At 60.9% G+C, this 25,873-nt stretch carries 29 protein-coding genes; 12 read left to right on the top strand and 17 right to left on the bottom strand.

Annotated elements, in window-relative coordinates:
* A partial coding sequence (locus tag AC07VY_RS07400) for a P-loop ATPase, Sll1717 family (RefSeq protein ID WP_495096666.1) occupies nt 1-1,301 on the top strand: 1,301 nt, incomplete at its 5' end.
* 978 nt (nt 1,302-2,279) lie between these two features.
* On the opposite strand, the gene AC07VY_RS07395 is transcribed toward AC07VY_RS07400, so the two are convergent.
* On the bottom strand, nt 2,280-2,975 hold the full coding sequence (locus AC07VY_RS07395; protein WP_495096667.1) for a flagellar brake protein: 696 nt from the start codon (nt 2,973-2,975) through the stop codon (nt 2,280-2,282).
* A 121-nt stretch (nt 2,976-3,096) separates the two neighbouring features.
* Entirely contained in the window at nt 3,097-4,026 is a 930-nt protein-coding gene (locus AC07VY_RS07390; RefSeq protein ID WP_495096668.1) for an adenylate/guanylate cyclase domain-containing protein, read from the bottom strand.
* 240 nt (nt 4,027-4,266) lie between these two features.
* Here AC07VY_RS07390 and AC07VY_RS07385 point away from each other — a divergent pair, with 240 nt between their 5' ends.
* Nucleotides 4,267-4,608 carry a hypothetical protein gene (locus AC07VY_RS07385; protein WP_495096669.1) on the top strand — a complete coding sequence of 114 codons (342 nt, stop codon included), beginning with the start codon at nt 4,267-4,269 and terminating at the stop codon, nt 4,606-4,608.
* A 7-nt stretch (nt 4,609-4,615) separates the two neighbouring features.
* Here AC07VY_RS07385 and AC07VY_RS07380 read toward each other — a convergent pair whose 3' ends face one another.
* The 5 genes from AC07VY_RS07380 to guaB form a co-directional block, all read right to left on the bottom strand.
* The gene (locus tag AC07VY_RS07380) at nt 4,616-5,620 is read right to left on the bottom strand and encodes an LD-carboxypeptidase (protein ID WP_495096670.1); all 1,005 of its coding nucleotides are present in this window, start codon (nt 5,618-5,620) and stop codon (nt 4,616-4,618) included.
* Between the two features lie 24 nt (nt 5,621-5,644).
* Complete coding sequence (gene tadA, locus AC07VY_RS07375; protein ID WP_495096671.1) at nt 5,645-6,766, bottom strand: tRNA adenosine(34) deaminase TadA; 1,122 nt, start codon at nt 6,764-6,766, stop codon at nt 5,645-5,647.
* 60 nt (nt 6,767-6,826) lie between these two features.
* A complete protein-coding gene (locus AC07VY_RS07370; protein ID WP_495096672.1) occupies nt 6,827-7,021 on the bottom strand; it encodes a hypothetical protein in 195 nt (64 codons plus the stop codon).
* 23 nt (nt 7,022-7,044) lie between these two features.
* Nucleotides 7,045-8,661 (bottom strand): glutamine-hydrolyzing GMP synthase, encoded by a 1,617-nt coding sequence (gene guaA, locus AC07VY_RS07365; RefSeq protein WP_495096673.1) that lies wholly within the window; start codon nt 8,659-8,661, stop codon nt 7,045-7,047.
* A gap of 72 nt (nt 8,662-8,733) precedes the next feature.
* Nucleotides 8,734-10,203: an IMP dehydrogenase gene (gene guaB / locus AC07VY_RS07360; RefSeq protein ID WP_495096674.1), complete on the bottom strand. Its 1,470-nt coding sequence runs from the start codon at nt 10,201-10,203 to the stop codon at nt 8,734-8,736.
* 130 nt (nt 10,204-10,333) lie between these two features.
* On the opposite strand from guaB, the gene AC07VY_RS07355 reads away from it, so the two are divergent.
* On the top strand, nt 10,334-10,819 hold the full coding sequence (locus AC07VY_RS07355; RefSeq protein ID WP_495096675.1) for a DUF4124 domain-containing protein: 486 nt from the start codon (nt 10,334-10,336) through the stop codon (nt 10,817-10,819).
* 15 nt (nt 10,820-10,834) lie between these two features.
* Here the strand turns inward: AC07VY_RS07355 and AC07VY_RS07350 are convergent, their stop codons facing one another.
* Together AC07VY_RS07350 and AC07VY_RS07345 are read right to left on the bottom strand one after the other, a co-directional pair.
* Nucleotides 10,835-11,170 carry an RnfH family protein gene (locus tag AC07VY_RS07350; protein WP_495096676.1) on the bottom strand — a complete coding sequence of 112 codons (336 nt, stop codon included), beginning with the start codon at nt 11,168-11,170 and terminating at the stop codon, nt 10,835-10,837.
* Nucleotides 11,167-11,607 carry a type II toxin-antitoxin system RatA family toxin gene (locus tag AC07VY_RS07345; protein WP_495096677.1) on the bottom strand — a complete coding sequence of 147 codons (441 nt, stop codon included), beginning with the start codon at nt 11,605-11,607 and terminating at the stop codon, nt 11,167-11,169. Before AC07VY_RS07345 ends, AC07VY_RS07350 begins: the two co-directional genes overlap by 4 nt.
* A 60-nt stretch (nt 11,608-11,667) precedes the next feature.
* On the opposite strand from AC07VY_RS07345, the gene smpB reads away from it, so the two are divergent.
* The 8 genes from smpB (at nt 11,668) to AC07VY_RS07305 (ending at nt 18,322) form a co-directional block, all read left to right on the top strand.
* Nucleotides 11,668-12,141 (top strand): SsrA-binding protein SmpB, encoded by a 474-nt coding sequence (gene smpB, locus AC07VY_RS07340; RefSeq protein ID WP_490594157.1) that lies wholly within the window; start codon nt 11,668-11,670, stop codon nt 12,139-12,141.
* Nucleotides 12,142-12,256: 115 nt separating this feature from the next.
* The gene (locus tag AC07VY_RS07335; protein WP_495096678.1) at nt 12,257-13,786 is read left to right on the top strand and encodes a methyl-accepting chemotaxis protein; all 1,530 of its coding nucleotides are present in this window, start codon (nt 12,257-12,259) and stop codon (nt 13,784-13,786) included.
* 48 nt (nt 13,787-13,834) lie between these two features.
* Nucleotides 13,835-14,230 carry a hypothetical protein gene (locus AC07VY_RS07330; RefSeq protein WP_495096679.1) on the top strand — a complete coding sequence of 132 codons (396 nt, stop codon included), beginning with the start codon at nt 13,835-13,837 and terminating at the stop codon, nt 14,228-14,230.
* A gap of 103 nt (nt 14,231-14,333) precedes the next feature.
* Nucleotides 14,334-14,600 carry a hypothetical protein gene (locus tag AC07VY_RS07325; protein ID WP_495096680.1) on the top strand — a complete coding sequence of 89 codons (267 nt, stop codon included), beginning with the start codon at nt 14,334-14,336 and terminating at the stop codon, nt 14,598-14,600.
* 4 nt (nt 14,601-14,604) lie between these two features.
* Nucleotides 14,605-16,026, top strand: a complete 1,422-nt coding sequence (locus tag AC07VY_RS07320; RefSeq protein ID WP_495096681.1) for a TolC family protein — start codon at nt 14,605-14,607, stop codon at nt 16,024-16,026.
* Between the two features lies 1 nt (nt 16,027).
* A complete protein-coding gene (locus AC07VY_RS07315) occupies nt 16,028-17,401 on the top strand; it encodes a multicopper oxidase family protein (RefSeq protein ID WP_495096682.1) in 1,374 nt (457 codons plus the stop codon).
* A 95-nt stretch (nt 17,402-17,496) separates the two neighbouring features.
* The gene (locus AC07VY_RS07310) at nt 17,497-17,991 is read left to right on the top strand and encodes a cupredoxin domain-containing protein (RefSeq protein WP_495096683.1); all 495 of its coding nucleotides are present in this window, start codon (nt 17,497-17,499) and stop codon (nt 17,989-17,991) included.
* A 28-nt stretch (nt 17,992-18,019) separates the two neighbouring features.
* Complete coding sequence (locus AC07VY_RS07305; RefSeq protein ID WP_495096684.1) at nt 18,020-18,322, top strand: copper-binding protein; 303 nt, start codon at nt 18,020-18,022, stop codon at nt 18,320-18,322.
* Nucleotides 18,323-18,333: 11 nt separating this feature from the next.
* Here the strand turns inward: AC07VY_RS07305 and AC07VY_RS07300 are convergent, their stop codons facing one another.
* From AC07VY_RS07300 to mltG, 6 genes are all read right to left on the bottom strand, one after another.
* Entirely contained in the window at nt 18,334-18,993 is a 660-nt protein-coding gene (locus tag AC07VY_RS07300) for an ankyrin repeat domain-containing protein (protein WP_495096685.1), read from the bottom strand.
* Nucleotides 18,990-19,784, bottom strand: a complete 795-nt coding sequence (locus AC07VY_RS07295) for a TatD family hydrolase (RefSeq protein WP_495096686.1) — start codon at nt 19,782-19,784, stop codon at nt 18,990-18,992. The genes AC07VY_RS07300 and AC07VY_RS07295 overlap by 4 nt, the downstream gene beginning before the upstream one ends.
* Before the next feature lie 52 nt (nt 19,785-19,836).
* Nucleotides 19,837-20,196, bottom strand: coding sequence for a PilZ domain-containing protein (locus AC07VY_RS07290; RefSeq protein ID WP_495096687.1), 360 nt, complete (start codon nt 20,194-20,196; stop codon nt 19,837-19,839).
* A 21-nt stretch (nt 20,197-20,217) separates the two neighbouring features.
* Entirely contained in the window at nt 20,218-21,219 is a 1,002-nt protein-coding gene (locus AC07VY_RS07285) for a DNA polymerase III delta subunit-related protein (protein ID WP_495096688.1), read from the bottom strand.
* Nucleotides 21,216-21,869, bottom strand: a complete 654-nt coding sequence (gene tmk / locus AC07VY_RS07280; protein ID WP_495096689.1) for a dTMP kinase — start codon at nt 21,867-21,869, stop codon at nt 21,216-21,218. Before tmk ends, AC07VY_RS07285 begins: the two co-directional genes overlap by 4 nt.
* Nucleotides 21,870-22,029: 160 nt before the next feature.
* Nucleotides 22,030-23,013, bottom strand: a complete 984-nt coding sequence (gene mltG, locus AC07VY_RS07275; RefSeq protein ID WP_495096690.1) for an endolytic transglycosylase MltG — start codon at nt 23,011-23,013, stop codon at nt 22,030-22,032.
* Nucleotides 23,014-23,063: 50 nt separating this feature from the next.
* On the opposite strand from mltG, the gene ygfZ reads away from it, so the two are divergent.
* On the top strand, nt 23,064-23,981 hold the full coding sequence (ygfZ, locus tag AC07VY_RS07270; RefSeq protein WP_495096691.1) for a CAF17-like 4Fe-4S cluster assembly/insertion protein YgfZ: 918 nt from the start codon (nt 23,064-23,066) through the stop codon (nt 23,979-23,981).
* On the opposite strand, the gene AC07VY_RS07265 is transcribed toward ygfZ, so the two are convergent.
* Both AC07VY_RS07265 and AC07VY_RS07260 read right to left on the bottom strand, forming a co-directional pair.
* A complete protein-coding gene (locus AC07VY_RS07265; RefSeq protein ID WP_495096692.1) occupies nt 23,964-24,920 on the bottom strand; it encodes an alpha/beta hydrolase in 957 nt (318 codons plus the stop codon). The genes ygfZ and AC07VY_RS07265 overlap by 18 nt on opposite strands.
* A gap of 68 nt (nt 24,921-24,988) precedes the next feature.
* Complete coding sequence (locus tag AC07VY_RS07260; protein WP_495096693.1) at nt 24,989-25,816, bottom strand: HDOD domain-containing protein; 828 nt, start codon at nt 25,814-25,816, stop codon at nt 24,989-24,991.
* Nucleotides 25,817-25,873 lie beyond the last annotated feature (57 nt).

The following is a 25,873-nucleotide window of genomic DNA, read 5'->3' as shown; positions in this document are numbered from 1 at the left end:
TTGAGCTTGTTGAGCTTGTTGAGCTTGTTGAGCTTGTTGAGCTTGTTGAGCTTGTTGAGCTTGTTGAGCTTGTTGAGCTTGTTGAGCGACGTCTTGTCCGACCATTTCCGACAAAGCCAAAGTTGGGTGGAGAGGCCTGGGCTTGCTTCTTCGAGGAGTCAGCTGAGCGCAGTAGTCGAGCGGCAGTGATGGCACTCTGCCAACACCGACCAAGAGACGTACTAATGCTGACAAGCTATGCAATTGAAGCTGCTATTAATGGCGGTCATCAAATGATGATGTTGGCGGATGTGGAGACTGCATCGAGAAGATATAGCACAAGCCGTCTCAAAGATCTTGGCGATGAATTTGCCGAAAACTATCCGAATATTAGCGTCCTCCTAGAGTTTTTCTATGGACTTGGAAATGAGTATTCGTTGATTGGCATCGAAGACTTTATTGCCAAATTGCTAGTTAACGACAAGATAAAAAAGCATTGCGCGTCGTGGTTCTTTGACTACACAACTGCATCAAGGCTCGTCGAGTTGCTTTATGGCATTGGGTTTCTAGGACTTCGACGTGCAGGTCGAACCTTCTTCAAGGAACCCGGAAAAGACTCGAACGCCAAATTGCCTATCGATCAGGCGACTCATTTTGTCGTTCATCCGACGTACCAGCCAGCACTAAACCTACGCAACATTCTCATTCAGACAGTTTCCAAGGATACCGCCCTGAAAAATGAGGGAGTATTAGAGGAGCTACCTGACAACTATAGATTCGACCAATACAAAGATGAACTTAAAAGCGCGCTTGAGGATTTAAAGACGCTCCCATTGGGACATGCTGGGGCCCAAGAATTCGAAGAAATCGTGGGCAAAGTGGTAAAGCTTTGCTTTTTTAGATCGCTTACAAACGTTCAATCGAAGTGTCGAACTGCAGATGGTTCTCAGATACGTGATTGGATAGCGTCCAATCGAGCGAGTGGCGGGTTTTGGGATATTGTTCGAGCCAAATACGGTGCAACTCAAGTTGTCTTTGAATGCAAAAATTATGAAAACCTCTCTGCCGATGATTTTCATCAGGTTCAGTATTATTTTAGTGAAACCTTCGGTCGTTTTGGTTTAATATTTTTTCGCGGGAATGAGATCAGAGACTCCTATTTGAAGCACATTGCAAATGTCGTAAATAAAAACCAAGCGGGATTGATCCTTCCATTAACGCAGAGAGATTTGGAAGTTTTTCTTCGACAAGCTATTAATGGCGTCTTTAAAGAGTGTCATATACAGGACAAGTTTGATTTTTTGGTTCGCTCGATTTCATAAAACTCGAGTCAAATCGCAACCATTTCTCGGCCTCAGCAGAATGCGAAGACGTATTAACAAGATGCTGCTAGCTCGGCAGCATCACAGTGCATGGCAGGGGAAGACCGCTTTCATCCGATACTGATGCAACTTCGCCTCAGGGGCGGCTTCACAAGGATTACCAGTCCGAGACGTCACAAACCGCCTGGCCGCGGCCATGATCGCCTCCGCGGTATCCCTCAAGCTGGGACAGATTGCCGAGCGATGCAAGCCGTTGGTGCGGGAACTGTACCGTTTTCATCCGGTCAAGCTGGCCGCGACGTACGGGGGCTGATGCTGCAACCATCCCGGCAAACCAATTGCCTGCGCCTTGACGCTCGTGCATATAAGCGTAGCTCTGGGCGATAGCTCGTTTCCTCGGCCTTGGAATGATTGCCACATTGAACACGATCTGGTCTTCAACAATCCTATATCGATGCAGTTTGCAAAAGGGCCAATTCCGGGGCACGGAGAGAAAAGGATCGCAGATGGCTCGACCATGACCTCGCGCAAGTTCGGTGGCACTTCACAGTGCCATTAACCATCGGTTCACCATGGGGTATGGCGCATTGACCATGAGTTAACCAGTGGTCGGGCAGAGACCAGCTAAATCAAGGCCTGTGGCCAACTGCCGTCCAGGCAGCATTCGCGGCGACCAGAGATATCCAAAGGTGTTGGGCTCTGACCAGATATACGCCACTGGGGTGGGCGATTGGCCGGGCGTTACCCTCAGGCATGATCTTGTGGGTGGGGTGGCTAGAGCCAAGCCTGGTTCATGGTCAATGGCACTGCAGTCGGCCAAAGACCAACCCAAACTTTGCTTAAAAACTGTTCGAAAGATTGCTTAAGACACCTTCGCAGCGGTCAATCCGACCACCTTTGCGCCTACGCATTACTTCATACGATGTATATTATGTTAATAAAATGATGAGTGCTATCGTCTCGAAAGACGACTCACCCTCAGCTGCGATGCACTAACAATGTCTCGTAGACAAAGTTCTGCAGCACGACTTGCTTGGCTGCGTCAATATCGTGGAAGTTAATGCCGTGGGAATACACGGTCTGAAACGTGGCTCCATCGGCGGTACTGCCAGCCGATTGCTGCAGACTGCGGATGGAGGCTGTCGTTGCTATCGTGACCAACTGATCTGCGGTCTGGTCATTCAACGAAAACTCAATAGCTATGACGTCGCCAGTAGTGCCTAGAGACTTGCTGGTGGAGATCAATGCGCCTGAAAGGCTGATATCCGAAAGTGTAGCTGTCGTAACGTCTTCGGCCTCTACCGGGCTTTTCACACGCACGGGTAAGTTTGCTTTGACACGAACAGCTTTGCGTAAACCCACTTTTTGGATAGCTGCGGGAAAGGCCAGCAACATGAAGGTGCGAGGCGTTTGCACCACAGACTCAATTCGGCTGTCAAAGGTAAAAACGGATACGCCTGTAAAGACCCGTATGACCACCCCCATGCCTTCTTGCAAGGTAACCATGGCGCCATTGTCTTGCGGAATTGTCAGTAACAGGTACTCGCCCGCGACAAAGCCGATCAGCGTTGAGTAATGCACCACAGCGTTATCGCTATGGTTCAAAAGAATCTGGAGTCGTACGCCGACTTGTAGATTCATGTCTTCGAATTCAATGGTGTTCTTCTTGGTCATATGTATTGCTGGGCCTGCCACTCGCAGACAAGAGTCCGGCGGCTATGCCGCCGTGTCCATCGCGCAAATTTTAGTCGCTCACATTCCGATCCCCTAAGGCGCAGGAAAGACGGCAAGGTGTCTAAAAAAACGAGAAATGCGGATGTGACAGCGAGAAGCGAACCGTGGGCGTACTGAAGTCATTGAAAGGTACACCGAGTGCAATTTCCCCGGAGGCATGCAGCACGCAGTCATTCCGACGCAACGGTACATCGTTATCGCTGCCGACAAACCGCACCCAGGTGCCGAAGCTGCTCATATCCGTCAGAAAAAACGCTCCTTTACGCCATTCAATCTTGGCATGCAGGCGGGATACACGGGGGTCCTCAATGAAGAATTCGGCAGTTTCGGCCCGCCCCAGATGTACCGGCATAGCTGCAGATGAAAAGCTGCTGCAGTGGTCCAGATAGGCCAGATGGATTTGCCCGGTAGAGCGCTCGACAGGGTGCTCGGTTTGCAGCAACGTGGCCTGCATAGTCAGGAACTCGGACACGGCGCCGTCCTGCCATTCGAGTCGGTACAAAGGCAGGGGCTCCGCCCTGCCCCGTATGCTCACCGGCCCCAGGCGCAAAAAGCGCAGGCCAGAATCATCGCCCAACGCATCGACCAAGGCTTCAGTCATCCAGACCTGGTTGGCACCCGAAAGATCACTCAAGCGAGATGCAACATTGACCGCGTCTCCATAGCAGTCACCCTCTACCTCCACCACTTCGCCGTAGGCGATGCCGGCCTTGATTTCCATGCGAATGGCGGCCGGCCATTTCAGCAACCTGAGTTGGTGGCCACGTTGAATGTCGGTCACAGCGCGGACTGCATTTTCTGCATTGACAAAGACGGCCAATACACCGTCGCCCAGCTTTTTCACCACGCGACCCTGGTACGCCACGCAGACGTCACCGATCCATTGCGTCAACCGTGTCACCGTCTGGGCCGCTTTGGCATTGCCAAGGGCTTCATAGAAAGCAGTACTTCCGGTGAGATCGACAAATACGACGGTGGCCTGAACGCCCATGGTGGTAGCGGTGTAGTGATTGTGAAAAGAAAATACGATAGTGCCGTGAAATTATGCGGGCAAAGTGTGCTTCCCCCGCTGGGCTTTCAAGTATTGGAGGCTGATGTTATGCAATCACATGCCTTAAGTATGTTCCAAGCTGGCAAATGAAGGGTTTGCTCTATAAAGACTGCACGGGGCAATTGGGTCTTGGTATAAATGCGGGATTCAGTTACTCGTGCAATACCCACTTATTTGCCTATGGCCGCCCCTAAAAACTCTGTGCTGCTCAGCCTGTTCAGCTTTTTCCGTCCGGAGTCTGGCCGGGTGGATGCTCGGCAGGAGCAGCAGTTGGAGTTGATTCGCTCGACGATGCTGTCCTGCCTGGAGACGGCAGCGGCCGACCCCTCTTACTTGGAACGCAAGATACGTACCGCCAAGGATGTGCAGGTCTTGTGGTATCTGCGCGCGGACCTGATGGCGACTTTGGCCAGCCAAAGCGGGGAAATAGATGCCCGCGCCAAGATGGAGCACGTGACTCGGCTGTTCCAGGGCGCGCTGCCCCGCAGCCTGAAGGCGCGTCCTAGCTCACTGGGCAGCTAAGCGGTTTTCAGTGGCGATGGGTGTGGTCGTGGCTGGGGTCCGTGCATCCAGACGGCAAATGCCCCCATACGATCAGCGCTTCGCGCCCTTCCACGGCCAGCTCCACCTTGGCACCCACAGGTAGCAAGACCTTGGTGGGAACATGCCCAAATGGCAGCTGGGTCAGGACCGGTACTTTCAGCAGACTGCGCAACCACGACAACACCGTCGCCATCCGGAAGCTGCCGTCATGCGGCACCTTGGTGAAACCGGTGAACTGCCCCAGCACCACCGCCTTTTGGCGCGCCAGCACACCGCTGTACAGCAACTGGGTCAGCATGCGCTCGATGCGATACGGGTGCTCGCCCACGTCCTCCAGAAACAGCACGCCGCCCTGGATGTCCGGGAAATACGGCGTACCGATCTGCGACACGAGGACTGAAAGATTCCCACCCCACAGCGTAGCGTCTTTGACATAAAAACTGCCGCTAGCGCAATCAGAATCTGCGCCAGCAGCTACTGAATCAATAGCAAGTTGAGCATCTTCGCGGCCCAGTCGCCAGCCGGTGCCCTCGCCCTGCCCTTCGACCAGGTCGTCAAAACAGGCTTCCATGATGTCGTCCGGCAATTCCGCCGTGCCGAAGTCTTCGCCCAATGCCGGCCCGGCCCAGGTGATGGCACCGGTTTGCGCCAGCAGCGCGTTTTGCAAAGCTGTGAAATCGCTGAACCCGACAAACTGCGTGCCGTGGTGGATGGCATGGGTCACGGCAGCGTAGTCGATCTGGCCTAGCAGACGCGTCAGTCCGTAGCCACCACGTGAAATCAGCGCAACGTCGGCACCACTTGCGGCCGCACGGTGGATGGCGGCAACGCGGGTGGCATCGTCGCCAGCAAAGCGCATATGGCTCTTGAGGGCATCGGTGTCGATTTCCACCGTATGGCCCAGGGATTTGAGGCGGGCTACGCCGCGTCTGAAAGCAGCCTTGTCGCGCACTGCGCCAGAGGGGGAGTAAATATAAATATGTTTGGTCACGCGCAGGAGTATCCCATTGGCCGATCAGGCAGGGGTGAAATAGGTGGCGGCCTGTTGCGCCGCTTGCAGGCCCGGCGGACAAGCCAGTTGCAGCACCTGTCCCTGCCAGGTGTCAGGCGCAGCTTGAGCGCCCTGCTCCGCCGCCCAGCGGGCCCATGCACGCGGAGCTGCACGATGCCCGGGGTCAGGAAAAGGGGCATCGTCTGCAGCGTGCGCAGGGGCGGGCTGCAACACCAACAAGCCGTGAAAAACCTCGGGCGCCGCTGTCAGCAAGGCCTGGCCCAACGGGTCACCCGCTTGTAAAACCAGCACTACGCGGTGCAGCGCCAGGTGCAGCACCCATTCCCGCAGGATGCGGCAATGCCAGTCCAGACTGTGTAAAGTCTCTTTCTTGGGTTTGTCGCTGCGGCCGAACCCGACCAGGTCAGGCACCAGCACGCGCTGTCCCGCCGCCAGCAATGGCGACAGCATCTGCCGGTACTGGTACCCCCAACCGGAGGCGCTGTGCAGGCAAACATAGCTGAGACCCGCAGCGTACGGGCCCTCGTCTACATAGGCCATGCGCAAGCCCGCGAGCGCAGGCAGATCGCTGATGTACTGCGTGGCCCATGAAAAATCGGCCAAGCCGGCAAACTGGGCTTTTGGCGTGCGCAAAGCATCTTCACGTAGTACGTGGCGCGCCTGGCGTTGCGCTGCCCGCCGCTGCTGAAAAAAGTCTTGCAGCAGTGCGGCGCATTCTTCAGCCAGCACGCCGCCGTGCACCTGGGTCTGGTGGTTCAGCTGGGACTGGGCGAATACGTTCAGCACCGATCCGGCCGCACCGGTCTTAGGGTCGGCTGCGCCAAACACCACGCGTTGCAGCCGTGCGTGCAGCATGGCGCCGCTGCACATGGTGCAGGGCTCCAGGGTGACGAACATCTCGCAGCCGTCCAGCCGGTAATTGCCCAGCACCTGGGCTGCTGCACGCAGGGCGACGATTTCGGCATGGGCTGTGGGGTCATGACTATCCACGGGCGCATTACGCCCGCTGGCAATCACCTTGCCATCTTTCACGACCACGGCGCCGACAGGCACCTCACCAGCAGCCGCGGCCAAACCTGCTTCAGCCAGGGCTAGCTGCATTGCATCGGCGTCGCTCAAGGCCATTTTTGCTATGAATTAAGTAGCAACTGCCGCAGATAAAACCTGCGCCAATTGCCAAAAACATCAAGGTTTTTCATCGGGCAGCATGCGCGGCTGCTGCAAGGCAGCATCCACCGCCTGTTTGACCTGCTGAGGCATGTTTTGCGCCGAGGCGGCGGCCTGCGGCGTTTGCACCGCAGGCGTCAGCTGCTTCTTGGCCAGCAGGCCCAGCACAAGCACTACCAGCAGCAAACCCAGGAGGCTAAAAATAGCGCGCATGGTTCAGGCCCGATGGATCCGCCTTATTCCCACTCGATGGTGGCTGGCGGCTTGCTCGATACGTCGTAGGTCACGCGGTTGATGCCACGCACTTCGTTGATGATGCGGCCAGACACCTTCTTCAGCAACGCATAGGGCAGCTCGGCCCAATCGGCGGTCATGAAGTCGCTGGTCTGCACGGCGCGCAGGGCCACCACATAGTCGTAGGTACGGCCGTCGCCCATCACGCCCACGCTCTTCACTGGCAGAAACACGGTAAAGGCCTGGCTGGTCAGTTGGTACCAGGTTTTGCCCGTAGCTTCGTCCTTGAAGTTGTGCAACTCTTCGATGAAGATCGCGTCGGCACGGCGCAGCAGGTCGGCGTATTCCTTCTTGACTTCGCCCAGGATCCGCACACCCAGGCCGGGGCCGGGAAACGGGTGGCGGTACACCATGTTGTATGGCAGGCCCAGGGCCACGCCAAGTTCGCGTACCTCGTCTTTAAACAGCTCGCGCAGCGGTTCCAGCAACTTCAGACCCAACTGCTCGGGCAGGCCGCCAACGTTGTGGTGGCTCTTGATGGTGACGGCTTTTTTGCTCTTGGCGCCGCCGGACTCGATCACGTCGGGGTAAATCGTGCCCTGGGCCAGCCATTTAGCGCCCTTGGCGCCCTCGCCTTTCAGCTTGGCGGCCTCTTGTTTGAATACGGTGACGAACTCGCCGCCGATGATCTTGCGCTTGGCTTCGGGGTCGCTCACACCAGCCAGCTTGCCCAGGAACAGGTCGGAAGCATCGGCGCGGATGACCTTGGCGTGCAGCTTGCCGACGAACATGTCCATCACCATATCGCCTTCATTCAGGCGCAGCAGGCCGTGGTCCACGAACACGCAGGTCAGTTGGTCACCGATGGCACGGTGGATTAGGGCGGCAGCAACGGAAGAATCGACGCCACCAGACAGGCCCAGGATCACTTCTTCGTCACCCACCTGCTCGCGGATGTGCGCTACGGCTTCGCTGATGTAGTCGCCCATCACCCAATCGGGCTTGGTGGCGCAAATGCCGAGCACAAAGCGGTTCAGCAGCGCCTGGCCTTGCACGGTGTGCGTGACTTCAGGGTGGAACTGCACGGCATAGAAGTTACGGGCTTCGTCGGCCATGCCGGCGATTGGGCAGCCTTCGGTGCTGGCCATCAGCTTGAAGCCGGGTGGTAGCTCGGTGACCTTGTCGCCGTGGCTCATCCAGACGTTCAACATGCCTTCGCCTTCGGGTGTGGTGAAGTCGGCAATGTCTTTCAATAAAGCGGTATGGCCGCGGGCGCGCACGGCGGCAAAGCCGAATTCGCGGGTGTGGCCAGTTTCCACCTTGCCACCGAGTTGCTGCGCCATGGTTTGCATGCCGTAGCAGATGCCCAGCACCGGCAGACCCAGTTCGAACACCACCTGGGGCGCGCGGTCAGTGGTGTCTTCGGTCACGCTGGCGTGGCTGCCGGACAGGATGATGCCTTTCAGCTTGCCGTCTGCGGCGTAATTGCGAATCCACTCGTCTGTCACATCGCAGGGATGGACTTCACAGAACACATGGGCTTCGCGTACACGGCGGGCGATGAGTTGGGTGACTTGGGAGCCGAAGTCGAGGATAAGGATTTTTTGGTGCGTAGACATGAACGGACGTGAGGTCAAAATCAAAAACGGGCAGCGCGTGGGCTGCCCGGATGGGGTTACTTACCGTATGCCTTATTCCGAACGGTAGTTCGGGGCTTCCTTGGTGATCTGCACATCATGGACATGGCTTTCGCGAATGCCGGCAGAGGTGATTTCCACGAACTCGGCCTTGTTCTTCATGTCGTCGATAGTGGCGCAGCCGCAATATCCCATGCTGGCGCGGATACCGCCGGCCATTTGGAAAATGATGGACACCATAGAGCCCTTATAGGGCACGCGACCTTCGATGCCTTCGGGTACCAGCTTGTCGGCGTTCGGGTTACCCGTGCTGACTTCCTGGAAGTAGCGGTCGGCACTACCTTGCTGCATGGCGCCAATGCTGCCCATGCCCCGGTAGCTCTTGTAGCTGCGGCCCTGGAATAGCACTACCTCACCCGGAGCCTCTTCGGTGCCGGCGAACATGCCGCCCATCATCACGGTGCTAGCGCCTGCCGCAATGGCTTTGGCGATGTCGCCGCTGTAGCGGATGCCACCGTCGGCAATCAGCGGTACGCCGGAGCCTTGCAAGGCGGTCGCCACGTTGTCGATGGCCATGATTTGTGGCACACCCACACCCGCCACGATACGGGTGGTGCAAATGCTGCCGGGGCCAATGCCAACCTTGACTGCATCGGCACCGGCTTCGGCCAGCGCCAGGGCTGCCGCGCCGGTGGCGATGTTGCCGCCGATCACGTCGATTTGTGGGTAGTTTTGCTTGATCCAACGCACGCGGTCGATCACGCCCTTGCTGTGGCCGTGGGCGGTGTCTACCACGATCGCGTCCACGCCGGCACGAACCAGGGCTTCAACACGCTCTTCGGTGCCGTCACCCACGCCAACCGCAGCGCCTACGCGCAACTGGCCTCGGGCATCACGTGCGGCATTGGGGAAGCTGGTCTGCTTGGTGATGTCCTTGACGGTGATCAGGCCCTTGAGCTCGAATGCATCGTTGACCACCAGCAGGCGTTCCAGCTTGGACTTGTTCAGCAATGCCTTGGCTTCGGCCAAGGAGGCGCCTTCCGTCACGGTGACCAGCTTTTCACGTGGCGTCATGATCTGGCTGACTGGCACGTCGTAGCGGGTTTCAAAACGCAAATCGCGGCTGGTGACGATACCGACCACCTTGCCGCCATCGCAGACCGGAAAGCCCGAAATGCCCAGCTGTGCCGACATATCGATCACCTGGCGCACGGTGTGGCTCGGGGTGATGATGACAGGATCACGCAGCACGCCGGACTCGTAGCGCTTGACCTTCAGCACTTCAGCGGCTTGCTGCTTGGGGGTGAAGTTTTTGTGCACGATACCCATGCCGCCCTCTTGTGCCATGGCAATAGCCAGACGGGCTTCGGTCACCGTGTCCATGGCGGCAGACACCAGGGGCAGGTTCAGGGTAATGTTGCGGGATAGACGGGTGGCAAGAGACGTGTCCTTGGGCAGGACTTGGGAGAACGCTGGCACCAACAACACATCGTCGAAAGTGAGCGCTTTTCCTAGCAGGCGCATATCAAAGCTCCAAAAGTCGTATTGTACTAGCCCGCAGCAGGGGTATTTTTTGCGCAACAGCAGCGCCCGGAGAAGCTGTAGGGCCAAAGCATTCATATCCTTGCAGGCATGCGGCCGCTAAACTAGCGGCATGAAATTGCACAAAATGCTCGTAGTCGCTTTGGGATGTGGGCTGTCGTTGGCAGCTTTTGCGCAATGGCAGTGGATGGATAACACCGGAAGCAAGGTTTTTAGTGACCGCCCGCCACCACCCGACATTCCCGCCAAAAATATTTTGAAGCAGCCAGGCGGCACTCTGAAGATCAAGGCCGCAGCGCCGGAGGTACCGGCTTCTGCCGCATCCGCCCCCAAGATCAGTGGCGTGGACAAGGCCTTGGAAGAGAAAAAGAAGCAGGCGGAAGACGCGGAAGCCGCCAAGCGCAAGGCCGAAGCGGATAAAAATGCCGCGGCCAAGGCAGAGAACTGCACCCGCGCCCGCCAATCCAAGATCCAATACGATTCCGGCATACGCATTGCGCGCGTAAATGAAAAAGGTGAACGGGAAATCTTGGACGACGCTGCGCGCAATGCCGAATCGCAGCGCATCCAGGACGTAATCAACGCCGACTGCAAATAAAGCTGTAGACCCAGCTCAATAGCCCGATTTAGCCCCGGCTCGCTTCTGGGCAAACAAACCGGTGGTACGCGCGCCCTGGCGCTTGAAGCGGGTGCGCCGCGCTTCCATAGGGTCTGCTGTCAGGGGACGGTAAATTTCCACCCGGTCGCCGTCTTCCAGTACCAGCTTCAGTTGCGCCTTGCGACCCCAAACACCCAGCGCTGCCTCGGAGAGATTGATGTCGGGAAACCGTGTCAGTACATCGCTGGCTCGCACGGCATCTTCCAGGCTGGAGCCCTGCGGCAACAACAACGAGCGTTCGAAAATCTCCCGCGGCGCCGACGAATACACCAGCGTGATGTTGATGTTCACCCGTACACCTGCTCGGCGCGTTTGACAAAGGCATCCACCAGACTGCCTGCGATGCGATCAAATACGGGCCCTACCAGGGCCGACAAGGCCACGCTGTCAAAACCGTAGTTCAGCTGCAGGTCCACGCGGCAGGCGCGTTGCTGGCCGTCGCCCACGGGGGTGAATTGCCAGTCACCGTCCAGGTTGGAGAATGGACCTTTGACGAGCTTCATACCCACCCGGCGCCCCGGCACATGGGTGTTCTGGGTGGTGAACTTCTGATGCAGGCCGCTGAAAGCAATACCCACTTCGGCGGTCATGCCGTTCTCATCCTGAGCCAGCACAGAGGCGTGGTCGCACCAGGGTAAAAACTGCGGATACAGCTCAACTTGGGTGACAAGCTTGAACATTTCCTCGGCGCTGTACCAGATCAGGACGGACTTATGGACGTTTTTCATAGAATGGAAGGCTGCGCGGAATTGTAAAACCTGCACCGCACGCTTTCCGACTTGTACCCCATGGCCAAAAAACCCGATACCAACACCCGCATTGCCGACAATAAAAAGGCCGCTTTCAACTACTTCTTTGAGGAGCGCATTGAATGCGGGCTGGTACTTGAGGGGTGGGAGGTCAAGTCGCTGCGTGAAGGCAAGGTGCAACTGACCGACGGCTATGTCGTAGTGCGCAATGGCGAGCTGTTCATCATCGGCTGCCAGATCCACCCCTTGAATTCGGCCTCCACCCACATCAGCCCGGACAAGGTGCGCACCAAGAAGCTACTGCTGCACAAAGAGCAGATCAAGAAGCTGATCGTCAAGACCGAACAAAAGGGCTACACGCTGGTGCCGCTAAACCTGCACTGGAAAGGCGGCAAGATCAAATGCGAAATCGCGCTGGCCAAGGGCAAGGCCGAGCATGACAAGCGCGACACCATCAAGGACCGCGAAGGCAAGCGCGAGGTGGAGCGCGCCATGAAGTCGCGCCAGCGCTAGGCGCGTGCGGGCGGCGCTATCGCCGCTATCGCCGTCTACCCCCTGGTAAAAGCCGCTGGCTTCCGCCCAGGATGTTCGTTAGCATGGGCCTGGCACTCTGTAACGAAGGCTCACCATGAAATTGCGCAACCAAATTCTTTCTCTGGGCTTGATCGGTATTCTCATGGCCGGACTGGTGGGTGGCATCGGTTTGCTCAATGCCAAACGTCTGACCACGGCCATCAATGGCTCCATCGGCATGGGGGTTGCACTGCAAAGCAGCCAGGAGGCGGACATGATGCACGACGCCGTGCGCGGCGACGTGCTGTTGGCCCTGCTGGGAGCGACCAGCAAGGACGAAGGCCAGATTGAAGAAGCCAAAAAAGGTTTGTCCGAGCACGCCAAAATATTTAACGATGCGCTGAAAACGCTGCAAGGTCTGCCCATATCGCCCGAGGTCAAGACTGTCGTCGATAAGACCCTGCCGATGGTGAGGAGCTACACCGAATCTGCCGCCGTGGTGCTGGGCCAGGCATCCACCGACCTGGCAGCCGCACAAGCCGCCGTGCCGGCCTTCCAAAAAGCCTTTGCCGACCTGGAAAAGCAGATGGCCGAACAGTCCGACGCCATCGAGAAAAGTGGCCACGACATGAACCAGGAAGCGCAGGACCAGGCCAACCAGTCCCTGGTGCAAATTGGTCTGGCCCTGGCCCTGGCCAGCGCAGTGCTGGTGGTGGCGGCGCTCTGGCTGGCCAAATACCTGGCGCAACCCATGGCCCACGCCATGCACATCGCCGACCAGCTTTCGCAAGGGGATTTGTCGGTCGCGGTGCAGCCTGCAGGCAACGAAGAAACCATACAGCTGCTCAAGTCCATGGCGCACATGCAAGCCAATTTTGCGGGCATCGTGCACAGCGTTAAAAGCAATGCCGAAAGTGTGGCCACGGCCAGCGCAGAAATCTCCCAGGGCAATCACGACCTAAGCGCGCGCACAGAAAACCAGGTCAGCGCGCTGGAACAAACCGCCGCGTCCATGGAGGAACTGGGCTCCACCGTCAAACAGAACGCCAGCAACGCCCAGCAAGCCAACCAGTTGGCCCAGAACGCATCCACCGTGGCCGTGCAAGGCGGTCAGGTAGTAGGCCAGGTGGTGGAAACCATGAAGGGCATACACGACAGCTCGACCAAGATTTCCGACATCATCAGCGTGATCGACAGCATTGCCTTCCAGACCAATATCCTGGCCTTGAATGCTGCCGTGGAAGCCGCCCGCGCGGGCGAACAGGGGCGCGGCTTTGCCGTGGTGGCCAGCGAGGTGCGCAGCCTGGCCGGACGTAGCGCCAACGCGGCCAAGGAGATCAAGTTTCTCATCAACGACAGTGTGGAGCGGGTAGCCCGGGGCACCAGCCTGGTAGACCAGGCCGGTAGCACCATGACCGAAGTGGTGGGCGCCATTCGCAAGGTCACCGACATCATGGGCGAAATCAGCCGGGCCAGCAACGAACAGTCGGCCGGCGTGTCACAGGTCGGTGAAGCCGTCACCCAAATGGACCAAGCCACCCAGCAGAACGCGGCCCTGGTCGAAGAAATGGCCGCCGCCGCCAGCGGGCTCAAGATCCAGGCTGACGGCCTGGTGCAAGCCGTGGCTGTGTTCAAACTAGCCTGATCTGAGGCAATGGGGGAACTTCAGCGCGCGCGCCGTATCATTCAGGGCATGCGTTATTGGCTTTGGTTTCTGCTCATCGTCTCGCTGCCCTTGCGCGCCTGGGTGGGTGATGCCATGGCTTTGGAAATGCTGAAGCCCCACCCAGCCGCTATGCAAAATATAGCTACTGGCGCAGCTATTACCAGCGCCAGCGCTGTTTTTGATGAGGATATGCCAGCCGAACACATGGATTGCGCCGGCCATTCCAGCCAGCCCGAACCCGATGCGGCGCCCCACTGCGGCGATGGCAGCTGCAGCCTGTGCCAGGTCTGCCACTCCGTGGCAACGGTGGCGTCCATACCAGTCTCGGCGCTGGCGTGGACACCCCATGTGCGACCCCATGCGGGCGGCACGCCGTACGCCAGCGCCGCCGCCGCACTAGCGCTGAAACCACCCATTTCCTGAACTCCCTAGCCGTAGTCCGTCTGTACTGCGCCTGATGGCGCCTGTGCGGGGCGGATAACGGTGGCCTGCCGGCCACCTCGCTCGTGTTGTTCAGGAGAATTCTGTGAAAAAAATGTCTTTCGTGGCGGGCACGCTGTTGTGCACGCCCGTCTTTGCCCAGCTGCCATCGGCGGCTGACCCCAGTATTACCGTGCCGCCCGTGGCCTACCGCTCGGTCTTTGCCAGTACCCCTGCCGGCATGGAAATGCAGGCCAGCGACTGGAAGGAGGCCAACGCCCAGGTCGGCCAGTTCCGCCGGGGCCATGCGGATGTCTTGAAGTGGGAGCAGGCCCAGCGCCCGACCACGCAGCCCAATGCATCCAAGCGGTAGCCGTATGCGAATCGCTAAGCTCAAACCTATCAGCACGGCCCTGGCCCTGCTGACCCTGGCCGGCTGCGCCTCGCTCTCACCCGATGGTGGCCTGGCTGACGTGCAAAAGCTGGCCCAGGGTAAGACCGCTGGCGCGCCCGTGCTACTCAGCCAGGACCCGCAGGCATCAAATACCGCCGTCGCCGAGCTGCTGGCGCAGCCATTGCAGGCCGAAGCAGCGGTGCGCATCGCCCTGCTCAACAACCCCAGGCTGCAAGAGTCGCTGGCCACGCTGGGCGTGAGCGATGCCGACCGGGTACAGATGGGGCGTCTGCCCAACCCGCACTTCGCCATTGGCCGCTTCACAGAGGGCGATAGCCGCGAAATCGAGCGCATGCTGAGCTTCAATGTGCTGGGCCTGCTAACCCTGCCCTGGCGCGCCCAGTGGCAGGGCCAGCAGCACGAACTGGCCAAGCTGCAGGCCGCGCAGGACGTTGTGCGCCTTGCGGCCGACACCCGCAAGGCCTGGATCAACGCCGTGGCCGCCCAGCAAAGTGCCCGCTATCTGCACGATGTCAAAGAGGCAGCCGAAGCCGGTGCCGAACTGGCCCGGCGCATGGCCCGCACCGGCAACTGGAGCCGCCTGGAGCAGGCCCGCGAACAGGTCTTCCTGTCCGATGCCACGGCCCAACTGGCCCGTGCCGAACAAAAGGCCTTCAGCGAACGTGAAAAGCTCACCCGCCTGCTCGGCCTGTGGGGCATGCAAGCCAGCTTTAGCCTGGCCGAGCGCCTGCCCGACCTCCCGAAAGCTGCGACCGAGATGGACGACATTGAGGCCCGCGCGCTGCGCGAGCGGCTGGATGTGCGCTCCGCCATTGCCGAGTCGGACTTTGTCGCTCAGCAAGCCGGTTTCCAACGGGTCGAAGGCTATCTGGATGGCCTGACCCTGACGGCCACCCGTAACACCAGCTTCAACAACACCAGCGGCGAGAAAACCGCCAAGCGCGGCTGGGAGCTGGAACTGCCCTTGCCCTTGTTCGACTGGGGCGGTGCGCGCAACGCCCGGGCCCAGGCCGTGTACCGGCAGTCCACGGCACGGGTGCGCCAGGTAGCGGTGCAGGCCCGCTCGGAGGCGCGCGAAGCCTACTTTGGCTACCGCAGCACCTACGACCTGGCCGTGCACTACCGCGACCAAGTGGTGCCGCTGCGTCAGCTGATCCATGAAGAGCTGGTGCTGCGCTACAGCGGCATGCTGGCCAGCGTGTGGGAGCTGTTGGCCGATACCCGCCAGCAGGTTCTGGCCGTCAACAACGCCCTGGAAGCCCAGCGCGACTTCTGGCTGGCCGAGGCCGATCTGCAGACCACCCTCAGCGGCACCTCGCCTGGCGCGTTAGCGTCTTCTGCCTCCGGCGCCAGCGCCGAGGCCCTCACATCGCAAGGACATTGATATGGACCGTAGAACTTTTTTTGGTGGCACGGCCTTCTCTGCCGTGGCGGCTGCCAGCGTCAGCCGGGTTGCTTTGGCCGCGCTGCCCGAGCCGGTGATCGCCACCACGCCCGCTACGGCGCCGCCGCTGCAGCCCAGCACCGGCCAGCCCTACAACCCGGTGGTCACCCTGAATGGCTGGACCTGCCCCTGGCGCATGAACGCCGGAGTGAAGGAATTCCACCTGGTGGCCGAGCCGGTGGTGCGTGAAATCGCCCCCGGCATGAACGCCACGCTATGGGGCTACAACGGCCAGTCGCCCGGCCCCACCATTGAGGTGGTGGAAGGTGACAAGGTACGCATCTTCGTCACCAACCGCCTGCCCGAACACACCACCATCCACTGGCACGGCCAGCGCCTACCCAATGGCATGGATGGCGTGGGCGGACTGACCCAGCCGCAGATACCGGTGGGCAAAACCTTTGTCTACGAATTTATGGCGCGCCGGCCCGGCACCTTCATGTACCACCCGCATGCGGATGAAATGGTGCAGATGGCCATGGGCATGATGGGCTTCTGGGTCACGCACCCCAAGGCCAGCCACCCGCTGATCAGCAGCGTGCAGCGCGACTTCTGCTTTCTGCTGAACGCCTACGACATCGCCCCCGGCAGCACCACGCCCCGGCCCAACACCATGCTGGACCAGAACCTGTGGACCTGGAACAGCCGCGCCTTCCCCGGCATAGACAGCCTGAACGTGCGCCTGGGCGACAAGGTTCGGATCCGCGTGGGCAACCTGACCATGACCAACCACCCCATCCACCTGCACGGCCACGAGTTCATGATCACCGGCACCGATGGTGGCCCAGTGCCAGTCAGCGCCCGTTGGCCCGAGGTAACGACCGACATCGCCGTGGGCCAGATGCGCCAGCTGGAATTCGTGGCCGACGAAGAAGGCGACTGGGCCCTGCATTGCCACAAAAGCCACCACACCATGAACCCCATGGGCCACAACGTGCCCAATATGATCGGCGTGGACCACCGGGGCCTGGTGCAAAAAATCCAGAAACTGGTGCCCGACTACATGCTGATGGGCGAGCGCGGCATGGCCGACATGGGCGAGATGCAAATGCCCATCCCCGACCAGACCCTGCCCATGATGACCGGCACCGGCCCCTACGGTCCGCTGGAAATGGGCGGCATGTTCACCACGCTGAAGGTGCGTAAAGACCAAAAGCCGGGCAGCTACGCCGACCCCGGCTGGTATACCCAGCCCCGCGCCAGCCAGGCATTCGAATGGACCGGCGCCCTGGCCGAGCCGGCGCGCCCTGCCCCGATACCGCCCGGTGATGCCATGCCGGTCCGCAAGCCCGGCAGCGGCCATGAAAACCATTGAGTCCCATGTTCACTATTAAAACCATAGCTACTCCCGCAGGTACTACCTGCGCCAGAGCCCTATTTTCTTTAAACCACCCTGCACTGAAAAAACCTATGCGCACACCCTACCCAAGCCTGATCGCCGCTCTCATCACCCTGTCTTGCACGGCCAGCTGGGCCCACGGCGACGAAGCCCATAACAGCCAAATGGCTGCAATGAAGAAAGAGCAAAAAGCCTGGGGTATTGCCGGCGATGCCCAAGTCGTGACGCGCACCGTCACGCTCAGCATGACCGACGCCATGCGTTTCGAGCCCAACCAGATCAGCGTGAAAAAAGGTGACACGGTGAAGTTCGTCATCCAGAACAGCGGCGCCATGCAGCATGAAATCGTCATCGGCACCAAGAAGGACCTGGACGCACACGCCGCCATGATGGCCAAGTTTCCCAATATGGAACATGACGAGCCCCACATGGCCCATGTGGGCGCGGGCCAGACCGGCACCCTGGTCTGGACCTTCAACCGAGTCGGCAGCTTCGACTTCGCCTGCCTGATCGCCGGCCATTACCAGGCCGGCATGACCGGAAAAATCACCGTCGCTGCCCAATAACCACCACACCAACCTGAAAGGAATTTTCATGCGCAACACTTCCCGACTCTTTACCGCTCTCGCATCCGCCGTCTTCAGTGCTGGCGTGCTGGCCCAGGCCGCCCTGCCCCTAGTGGATGGCGAGGTCCGCAAGGTGGACCTGTCCGCCCAGAAGATCACGCTGAAACATGGCGAAATCAAAAACCTCGACATGCCGGCCATGAGCATGGTGTTCAAGGTGAAGGATCCAGCCCTGCTGGACAAGGTGAAGGCCGGCGACCGCGTGCAGTTCACCGCCGAGGACGTGAACGGCGCGCTAACGGTGGTGTCGATTGAGCGTGTAGCGCCCTGATCTGAAGAGTCTTACCAGGCCCCTTTGGGCTGTTTCGCCCGCACGGCGGCCGAGATCGCGGCCACCGCGTCCGGGCGGACGCCCAACTGGGCGAAATCGATGGCGCTGAGCTGTTGTTGGTTCTTCAGCAACGGGTCGGCACCCTCGTCCAGCAGCAGGCGCACGGCGTCGGTGCTACCGTAGCGCGCGGCCATCATCAGCGGCGTCGTGCCGTTGGGTGACGCGGCGTCGATATAGGCGTCGTTGTCCAGCAGCAGGCGCATCACGGCCACCTGGCCGCGCGTGGCGGCGTAGTGCAAGGGCGCCCAGCCGACCTTGTTGACGTCCGCGCCCTTGTCGATCAGCTTCTTGCACAGGTCCAGCTCGCCGGCCAGCGCGGCGATCATCAGCGCGCTTTCGTCCTTGGGGTTGCGGGTTTCGGCTGCGATCTGGGGCCAATCCAGCAAAGCGTCAGCCGCCTTGTAGGACTCGCTCTTGATGGCCAGGAACAGGCCGGACAGGCCTTGCTCGTTGCTGGTATTGCCATCAAATCCGCGCTGCAGCAGCGCCCGGACGTCGCTGGCATTGTCACGCTTGATGGCGGTGAAAAAGTCTTCAAAAGAGCCCGCGTTTGCAACACTAAACCCTATAAAAACAAATAGATAGGCCAGCTTCTTAAAGTATTGCATCATGCCAAAACCCCGCTGAACAGTCGGTCAAAATTGGCGCTGGTAGCTTGCGCTACTTCTTCCACCGGGATGTTCTTGATCTGCGCGATCTGCTGCGCCACATAAGGCACGTACGAGGGGTTGTTGGTTTTGCCACGGAAGGGCACGGGCGCCAGATACGGGCTGTCGGTCTCGATCAGGATGCGGTCCATGGGCACCAGGGCCGCCACATCGCGTATGTCCTGCGCCGTCTTGAAGGTCAGGATGCCCGAGAAGGAAATGTAGAAGCCCAGGTCCAGCGCGGCGCGGGCCACCATGTCGGTCTCGGTAAAGCAGTGGAATACGCCGCCAGCCGCACCGGCCGAGCCGTCTTCACCCTCCTCCCGTAGGATGGCCAGGGTGTCATCCGAGGCGCTACGGGTGTGAATCACCAGCGGCTTGGCGGCCTGGCGTGCGGCGCGGATATGGGTGCGGAAGCGCTCGCGCTGCCACTCCATATCGGCTACGGTGCGCTCGCCCAGGCGGTAGTAGTCCAGCCCGGTTTCGCCTATAGCCACCACACGTGGCAGCGCAGCGCGCTGAACCAGGTCGTCCAGCGTAGGCTCCTGCACATCGTCGTTGTCAGGATGCACGCCGACGGTGGACCAGAAGTTGTCATAGCCGGTGGCCAGGGCATGCACGTCGGGAAACTCTTCCAGCGTGGTGCAGATGCACAGGGCGCGGTCTACACGCGCGGCGGCCATAGCGGTACGGATGGCGGGGAGCTGCGCGACCAGGTCGGGCATGCTGAGGTGGCAATGGGAATCGGTAAACATGGCGACCGCCAGAGGGGCGGTGGTTGCGGTGAAGGCGGTGGAACGGCGGGGCTTAAATAGTCTGCGTAGGCCGATCCGAGCCCAGGTGGGCACCCAGGATCTCTTCGATCTTGAGCTTGAGCAAGCGGGCTTTTTCGTCCTTGGGGAACTGAATGCCCACGCCCTGGGTACGGTTGCCGGCTGCGCGCGGTGGTGTAACCCAGGCCACGCGCCCGGCGATGGGGTGGCGCTGCGGGTCATCGGGCAGGGACAACAGCACGTACACATCGTCACCCAACTGGTATTCCCGCGTGGTCGGCACGAACAGCCCGCCCTGGGTGAACATCGGGATGAAGGCGGCATACAGCGCACCCTTTTCCTTGATGGCAAGCTGGATGACGCTGGGACGGGGCGAGGCGTTGTTACTGCTCATTGGCAAGCACCATGGATAGCGTTAAAGACGCGAGTTTAGGACGTTTTGGGCCCGGCCCACCAAAGACTCCAGCAGCAGCCCCGCATTGAACGGGTGCTCCACCACGCGGGCGGTGGCGTTCAGGTCCTTGGCCCACTGGGTTAGCAGCTTGCCGGACGGTGCTGATGGCAGATCCTTGGCGGCAAAAAAACGCGGCGCAGCACCTACGCGTACCAGCAGCAGGTCGTGGCAAAGCTTTTGCAGCGCGTCCACCACCTGGGCCGGCCCCCAGTCGGCAAACGTGGTCAGCACACCCTGGGCCACAGCGCGCGGCAGGGCCGACCAGCTCTGTGCTGTACGGCCAGCCTGGGCCCATTGCAGCGCATCTTCGGGGCGGCCACCGGCGGCGGCCAGCAGCACAGGCGCGTCGGCCGCGGGTACGCCCTGGGCCTGTAGCCAGGTTGTGGACTCGACCGTATCGGGCCAGACCATGTTGTGACCCATGCAGCGGCTGCGGATGGTGGGCAGCAGTTGGTGGGCGGCGCCCGTGGCCAGCACGAACTTCACGTCACCCGGCGGTTCTTCCAGGGTTTTGAGTAGCGCATTGGCGGTGATGTGGTTCATGCGCTCGGCCGGATAGACCAGCACGGCCTTGCCGCGGCCACGGGCGCTGGTGCGCTGCGAGAACTCCACCGCGTCGCGCATGGCATCGACGCGGATTTCCTTGCTGGGTTTGCGCGACTTGTTGTCGATCTCGGACTGGGCCTTTTCGCTCAGCGGCCAGCCCAATTCCAGCATCATGGCCTCGGGCATCAGCAGGCACAGGTCGGCATGGCCATGCACATCGATGGCGTGGCAGCTGGCGCATTGTCCGCAAGCGCCCTGTGCACCCGGCGTGTCGCACAGCCAGGCGCGCACCAGTTCCAGCGCCAGCCGGTACTGGCCCAGGCCGGACGGCCCTTGCAGCAGCCAGGCGTGGCCACGTTGGGCCAGCAAGGTACTGCGCTGCTGCGCCACCCACGGGGGGACCAGGGCTTCACTCATGCCAGGGCCTTCAGGTAGCCGCGTTGCACCAGCACCGCATGCACCTGTTGCCAAACGGCCTCCCGTGGCAGCGCCGCATCGATGCGAGCGAAGCGGGCGGGTGAATCCTCGGCGCGGCGCGCATAACCGTCGGACACGCGACGGAAGAATTCGGTGGGCAGGGACTCGAAACGGTCGGGCACACGGGCACTGGCCAGCCGCTCGGCGGCGATTTCGGGCGCCAGCTCAAACCACAAGGTTAGATCAGGATTGCGAATGAAATCGGCCTCTGGCGCAGATACTGTCTGCACGAAGCGCTCTAATTGTGATAGCACATCAAGCCGAAAGCCGCGCCCACCGCCCTGGTAGGCAAAGGTGGCGTCGGTAAAGCGGTCGCAGACCAGCACGTCGCCACGCGCCAGCGCCGGCTCTATCACCTGCTGCAGATGGTCGCGCCGCGCGGCGAAGACCAGCAGGGCTTCGGTCAGCGGGTCCATGCTGTCGTTCAAGACCATGGCGCGCAGCTTTTCGGCCAAGGGCGTACCGCCAGGCTCGCGCGTCAGCGTGACCGCCCTGCCCTGCGCCCTGAAAGCTGCGGCCAGAGCCTCGATATGGCTGGATTTGCCCGCACCGTCTATGCCTTCGATGCTGATGAAAATTCCTGCTTTCATTAACCAATTACCCCTGACATCCAGAGCCTTCTATAAAACACATGCCAGCTCTTACCGCCTGCTTCCAGAGATACCGCGGAGCCGGCTTTGCCGGGCCGCTGGTATCGCCCCCTGCAAGGGGGTGGGCGAAGACACGAATTGCGTAGCCTGGGGGTGAGCATCATTTTTGTCTGATGTATTTGTTCACGGCGCGATTGTGCTCTTCCAGCGTGGCGCTGAACTGGCTGCTGCCGTCGCCCCGTGCCACAAAGTACAAAGCTGCCGTGGGGGCCGGCTGCACTGCCGCCAGCAGAGCCTGCTTGCCCGGCATGGCGATGGGCGTGGGTGGCAAGCCCGCGCGCAGATAGGTGTTGTAGGGGCCGTCTGTCTGCAGGTCGCGTTTGCGCAAATTGCCGTCAAACCCGGCTCCCAGTCCATAGATGACAGAGGGGTCGGTCTGCAGCGGCATGCCTATGCGTAGCCGGTTGTTGAATACGCCGGACACCATAGGGCGGTCGCCCGGCTGGCCGGTTTCTTTCTCGACGATGCTGGCCAGGATCAGGGCCTCGTCCGGCGTATGCGCCTGGGTGGAGGGTTGGCGCTGGGCCCAGGCGGCTTCCAGCTTTTTGTCCATGGCATGCAGCGCACGTTTCAGCACAGCCAGATCGCTGCTGCCCTTGGAATAGGTATAGGTATCGGGAAAGAACCGGCCCTCAGGCGCCACGCCGGGCCGGTCTAGTGCGGCCATTACGGCCTCGTCGCTCAAGGCAGCGCTATCGGGCTTGAGCTGGTCGGCCCGTGACAAGGCCGTTCGCACCTGGCGAAAGTTCCAGCCCTCTACCAGGGTGACGGCGCGCATGGCTTCGTCGCCGCGTACCAGCTTGGATAGCAGCTCCAGGGGCGTGGTGCCGCTAGTGATTTCATAGCTGCCGGCCTTGATCTGGCGGGCCTGACCCGACACGCGGAACCAGGTAAAGAGCAGCACGGCAGGGGTTTGCACGCCCGCATCGACCGCAGCCTGGGCTACGCCGCGTGGACTGGTGCCGGGCTCGATGGACAGATCCAGCGTAGCGCTGGACAGGGACAAGGGCTGGTACAGCCACCATCCGGCCGCTGCCGCGCATACGCCCACGATCAGCAACAAACTCAAAAACAGGCGACGCACAGTAGACCTTTGTGAAACCGGACAAATAGCCATTGATGATAATTCAGCCCATGACCATCGCACTCAACGCCGCACTCCACGGGATTGCCCCCCTCCATCACCTGGGCGTGATACGCGCCGAAGGCGCTGACGCAGCCAAGTTTCTGCACGGCCAGCTGACCCAGGACTTTGCCCTGCTGGGCCAGGACCAGGCCCGCCTGGCCGCCTTCTGCAACGCCAAAGGCCGCATGCAGGCCAGCTTCATCGGCTTCAAGCGCAGCCCGACCGAGATACTGCTGATATGCCACCGCGACCTGCTGGCCCCCACGCTGAAGCGCCTGAGCATGTTTGTCATGCGCGCCCAGGCCAAGCTGACCGACGCCACGGCCGACTTCGCGCTGTACGGCTTGGTGGGTGGCGACATTGCCCCGGCCCAGCCCGCCTGGACCCTGGCCAGCGCTGGTGATGCCACCACCATCGCCCTGTACCCGGCGGACGGACTGGCACGCGCATTGTGGATCGCACCCGCGCAAACCACGCCGCCCACTGGTCCTTCGCTCAGCCCCGAGCTGTGGCTGTGGAGCGAGGTGCGCAGCGGCGTGGCCACGGTGTCGCAACCGATTTTTGAAGCCCTGGTGCCGCAGATGCTGAATTACGAATCGGTCGGCGGCGTGAACTTCAAAAAAGGTTGCTACCCCGGCCAGGAAGTGGTGGCACGCAGCCAATTCCGTGGCACGTTGAAACGCCGTGCGGCCATAGGCCATGCGGACGTGAGCATGCTGCCAGGGCAGGAAATCTTCCACTCCAGCGATGCCGAGCAGCCCTGCGGCGTGGTGGTGCAGGCGGCGGTCGCGCCTGAGGGCGGCTGGGATGCGATTGTGTCCCTGCAGCTAGCCGCCATGCAAGACGGCAGCCTGCATGTGGGCGCGGCGGATGGCGCCGTGCTGAGCCTGCTGCCCCTGCCTTACGAACTACTCGCCGATATCTAGTCCAAATGCGCCACGCAGGGCCCTGGCCGCGTCAGCATGGGCTTGGCGCGCCTCGGGGATGGCGCGGCCCATTTTGATGAATTCATGGGTCACGCCACGGTAGATCTCCAGGTCTACCGGCGTACCCGCCAGGCGCAGCTTGTCAGCGTACTGCAGGCCCTCATCCACCAGCGGATCGCATTCAGCCAGGCCGAACCAGGCCGGAGCCACGCCTTCCACATCCTGTGCCTGCAGTGGCGCAAAGCGCCAGTCCTCACGGTCCGCCGGGCTGCGCAGGTACTGGCCGAAGAAGAAATCGATGTGTTCACGCTCCAACACCAGGCCGCTGGCAAAGCGGGCATGCGACGCGGTATCGCCATGCGAGGTCGTGCCCGGGTAGAACAGCATTTGCAGCGCCAGCGGCAGGCCCGCGTCGCGCGCCTGGATGGCGGCCACGGCAGCCAGCGTGCCGCCCGCGCTGTCCCCGGCCACGGCCATCTTGCCGGGCTGCAGGCCCAGGCTGCGGGACTCGGCGGCCAGCCAGGCCAGCGCGTCCCAGGTGTCGTGCACCGCGGTGGGAAAGCGGTGCTCCGGCGCCAACCGATAGTCCAGCGAGACCACGGCGCAGCCACTCAAGCGGCTGAGTTCGCGGCACAGTATGTCGTGTGTGGCCACGCTGCCCACGGTAAAGCCACCGCCGTGCAGGTACAGCAGCACCGGCAGCGGCTCGAACGACGGCGCTACCAGCCTGGCCTGCAGCGCATGCCCGTCGCGCGCCGGAATCTGCAGGTCTTGCACCCGGGCCAAGGCGGGCGAAGGAATTTCCAGCACGCCCGCCCCCAGGGCATAAGCCGCGCGGGCCTGCTCCGGAGTCAGGCTATGCAAGGCCGGGCGGCGGGCGCGGGCCATGCGGCTCAACACAGAACGCATCTGCGCGGTCAGGTGGGAGTCAATAGACATAGGATTGAAACCTGCTCTGACGCAGGTAAATCGTGCGCAAGCAGCTAGCAAATAAATAGCAAATAGAACTAGAGACGGGGCAGAAACGGCGCGCTCTGGTCGCGCCAATCTAGCGGGTCCTGCTGCAGCACGATGTCGATGTCCAGCCCCAGTGGCACACCGATTTCTCCGGGGAAGCTGACAGCCAGCGCGTTGTCGTCCAGCGCGCCCTCTTTGGCGCGTACCCGCCAGGCAGCCAGGTGCAGCACGCCGGCCAGGGGTTCGTAGCTTTCGTTGTCGAACGGTGCAATCTGGTACTGCAGCGCGTCCACCAGGCGTTCGGGCAGTTGCCATTGGCGCGCCAGGCCGGCGGCTACATCGGCATAGCTATAACCCAGGCGCTTGTGTTCCAACCGTGCACGGCGCAGGTCGAATGGCGGCTGGGTCTGGTTCAGCGCCTCCATCTCATCCGGCATGGCAATATGCAGTGCCAGCTCGCCCACGGCATGTAGGAGCCCGATGGCATAGGCAGTGCATGGGTTGTTGCGTATGGTGCCGGCCAACGCGCGGGAGAGCTTGGCCACGTCCACGCTGAAATGCCAGAACTGTGGCAGCGACAAACTGACCAGGGTCTGCGGCCCCAGGCTGTGTGTGGCGGTATGCGCCAGGCCGCGCAACTGCTCGGTGCTCAGGATGGCCAGCGCCTCGGGGATGCTATAGACCTGGCCAGCCATGGGCGTGCCGGCCGCGTTGGCCTGGGCCAGCAGGCGCACGGTCAGCACCGGGTCGACGCCTACCAGCTGGCCCAGCACCCGCAGATTGGGGTCCGGGTGGGCCAGCTCATTCAGAAACATGGCCACCACCTTGGGCGCATAGGGCAAGGCCAGCTCGGAGGCCAGCAGCGCATTCAACTCCATGGTTGTGTCTCCATTCGTATACGGCATGGTACGGCAAACCGCCTGCTGCGCACCATG

It is taken from the genome of Rhodoferax sp. GW821-FHT02C08, assembly GCF_059421805.1.
The sequence above is the reverse complement of the archived record's forward strand: the minus strand, read 5'-3'. Positions and strand labels throughout refer to the sequence as shown.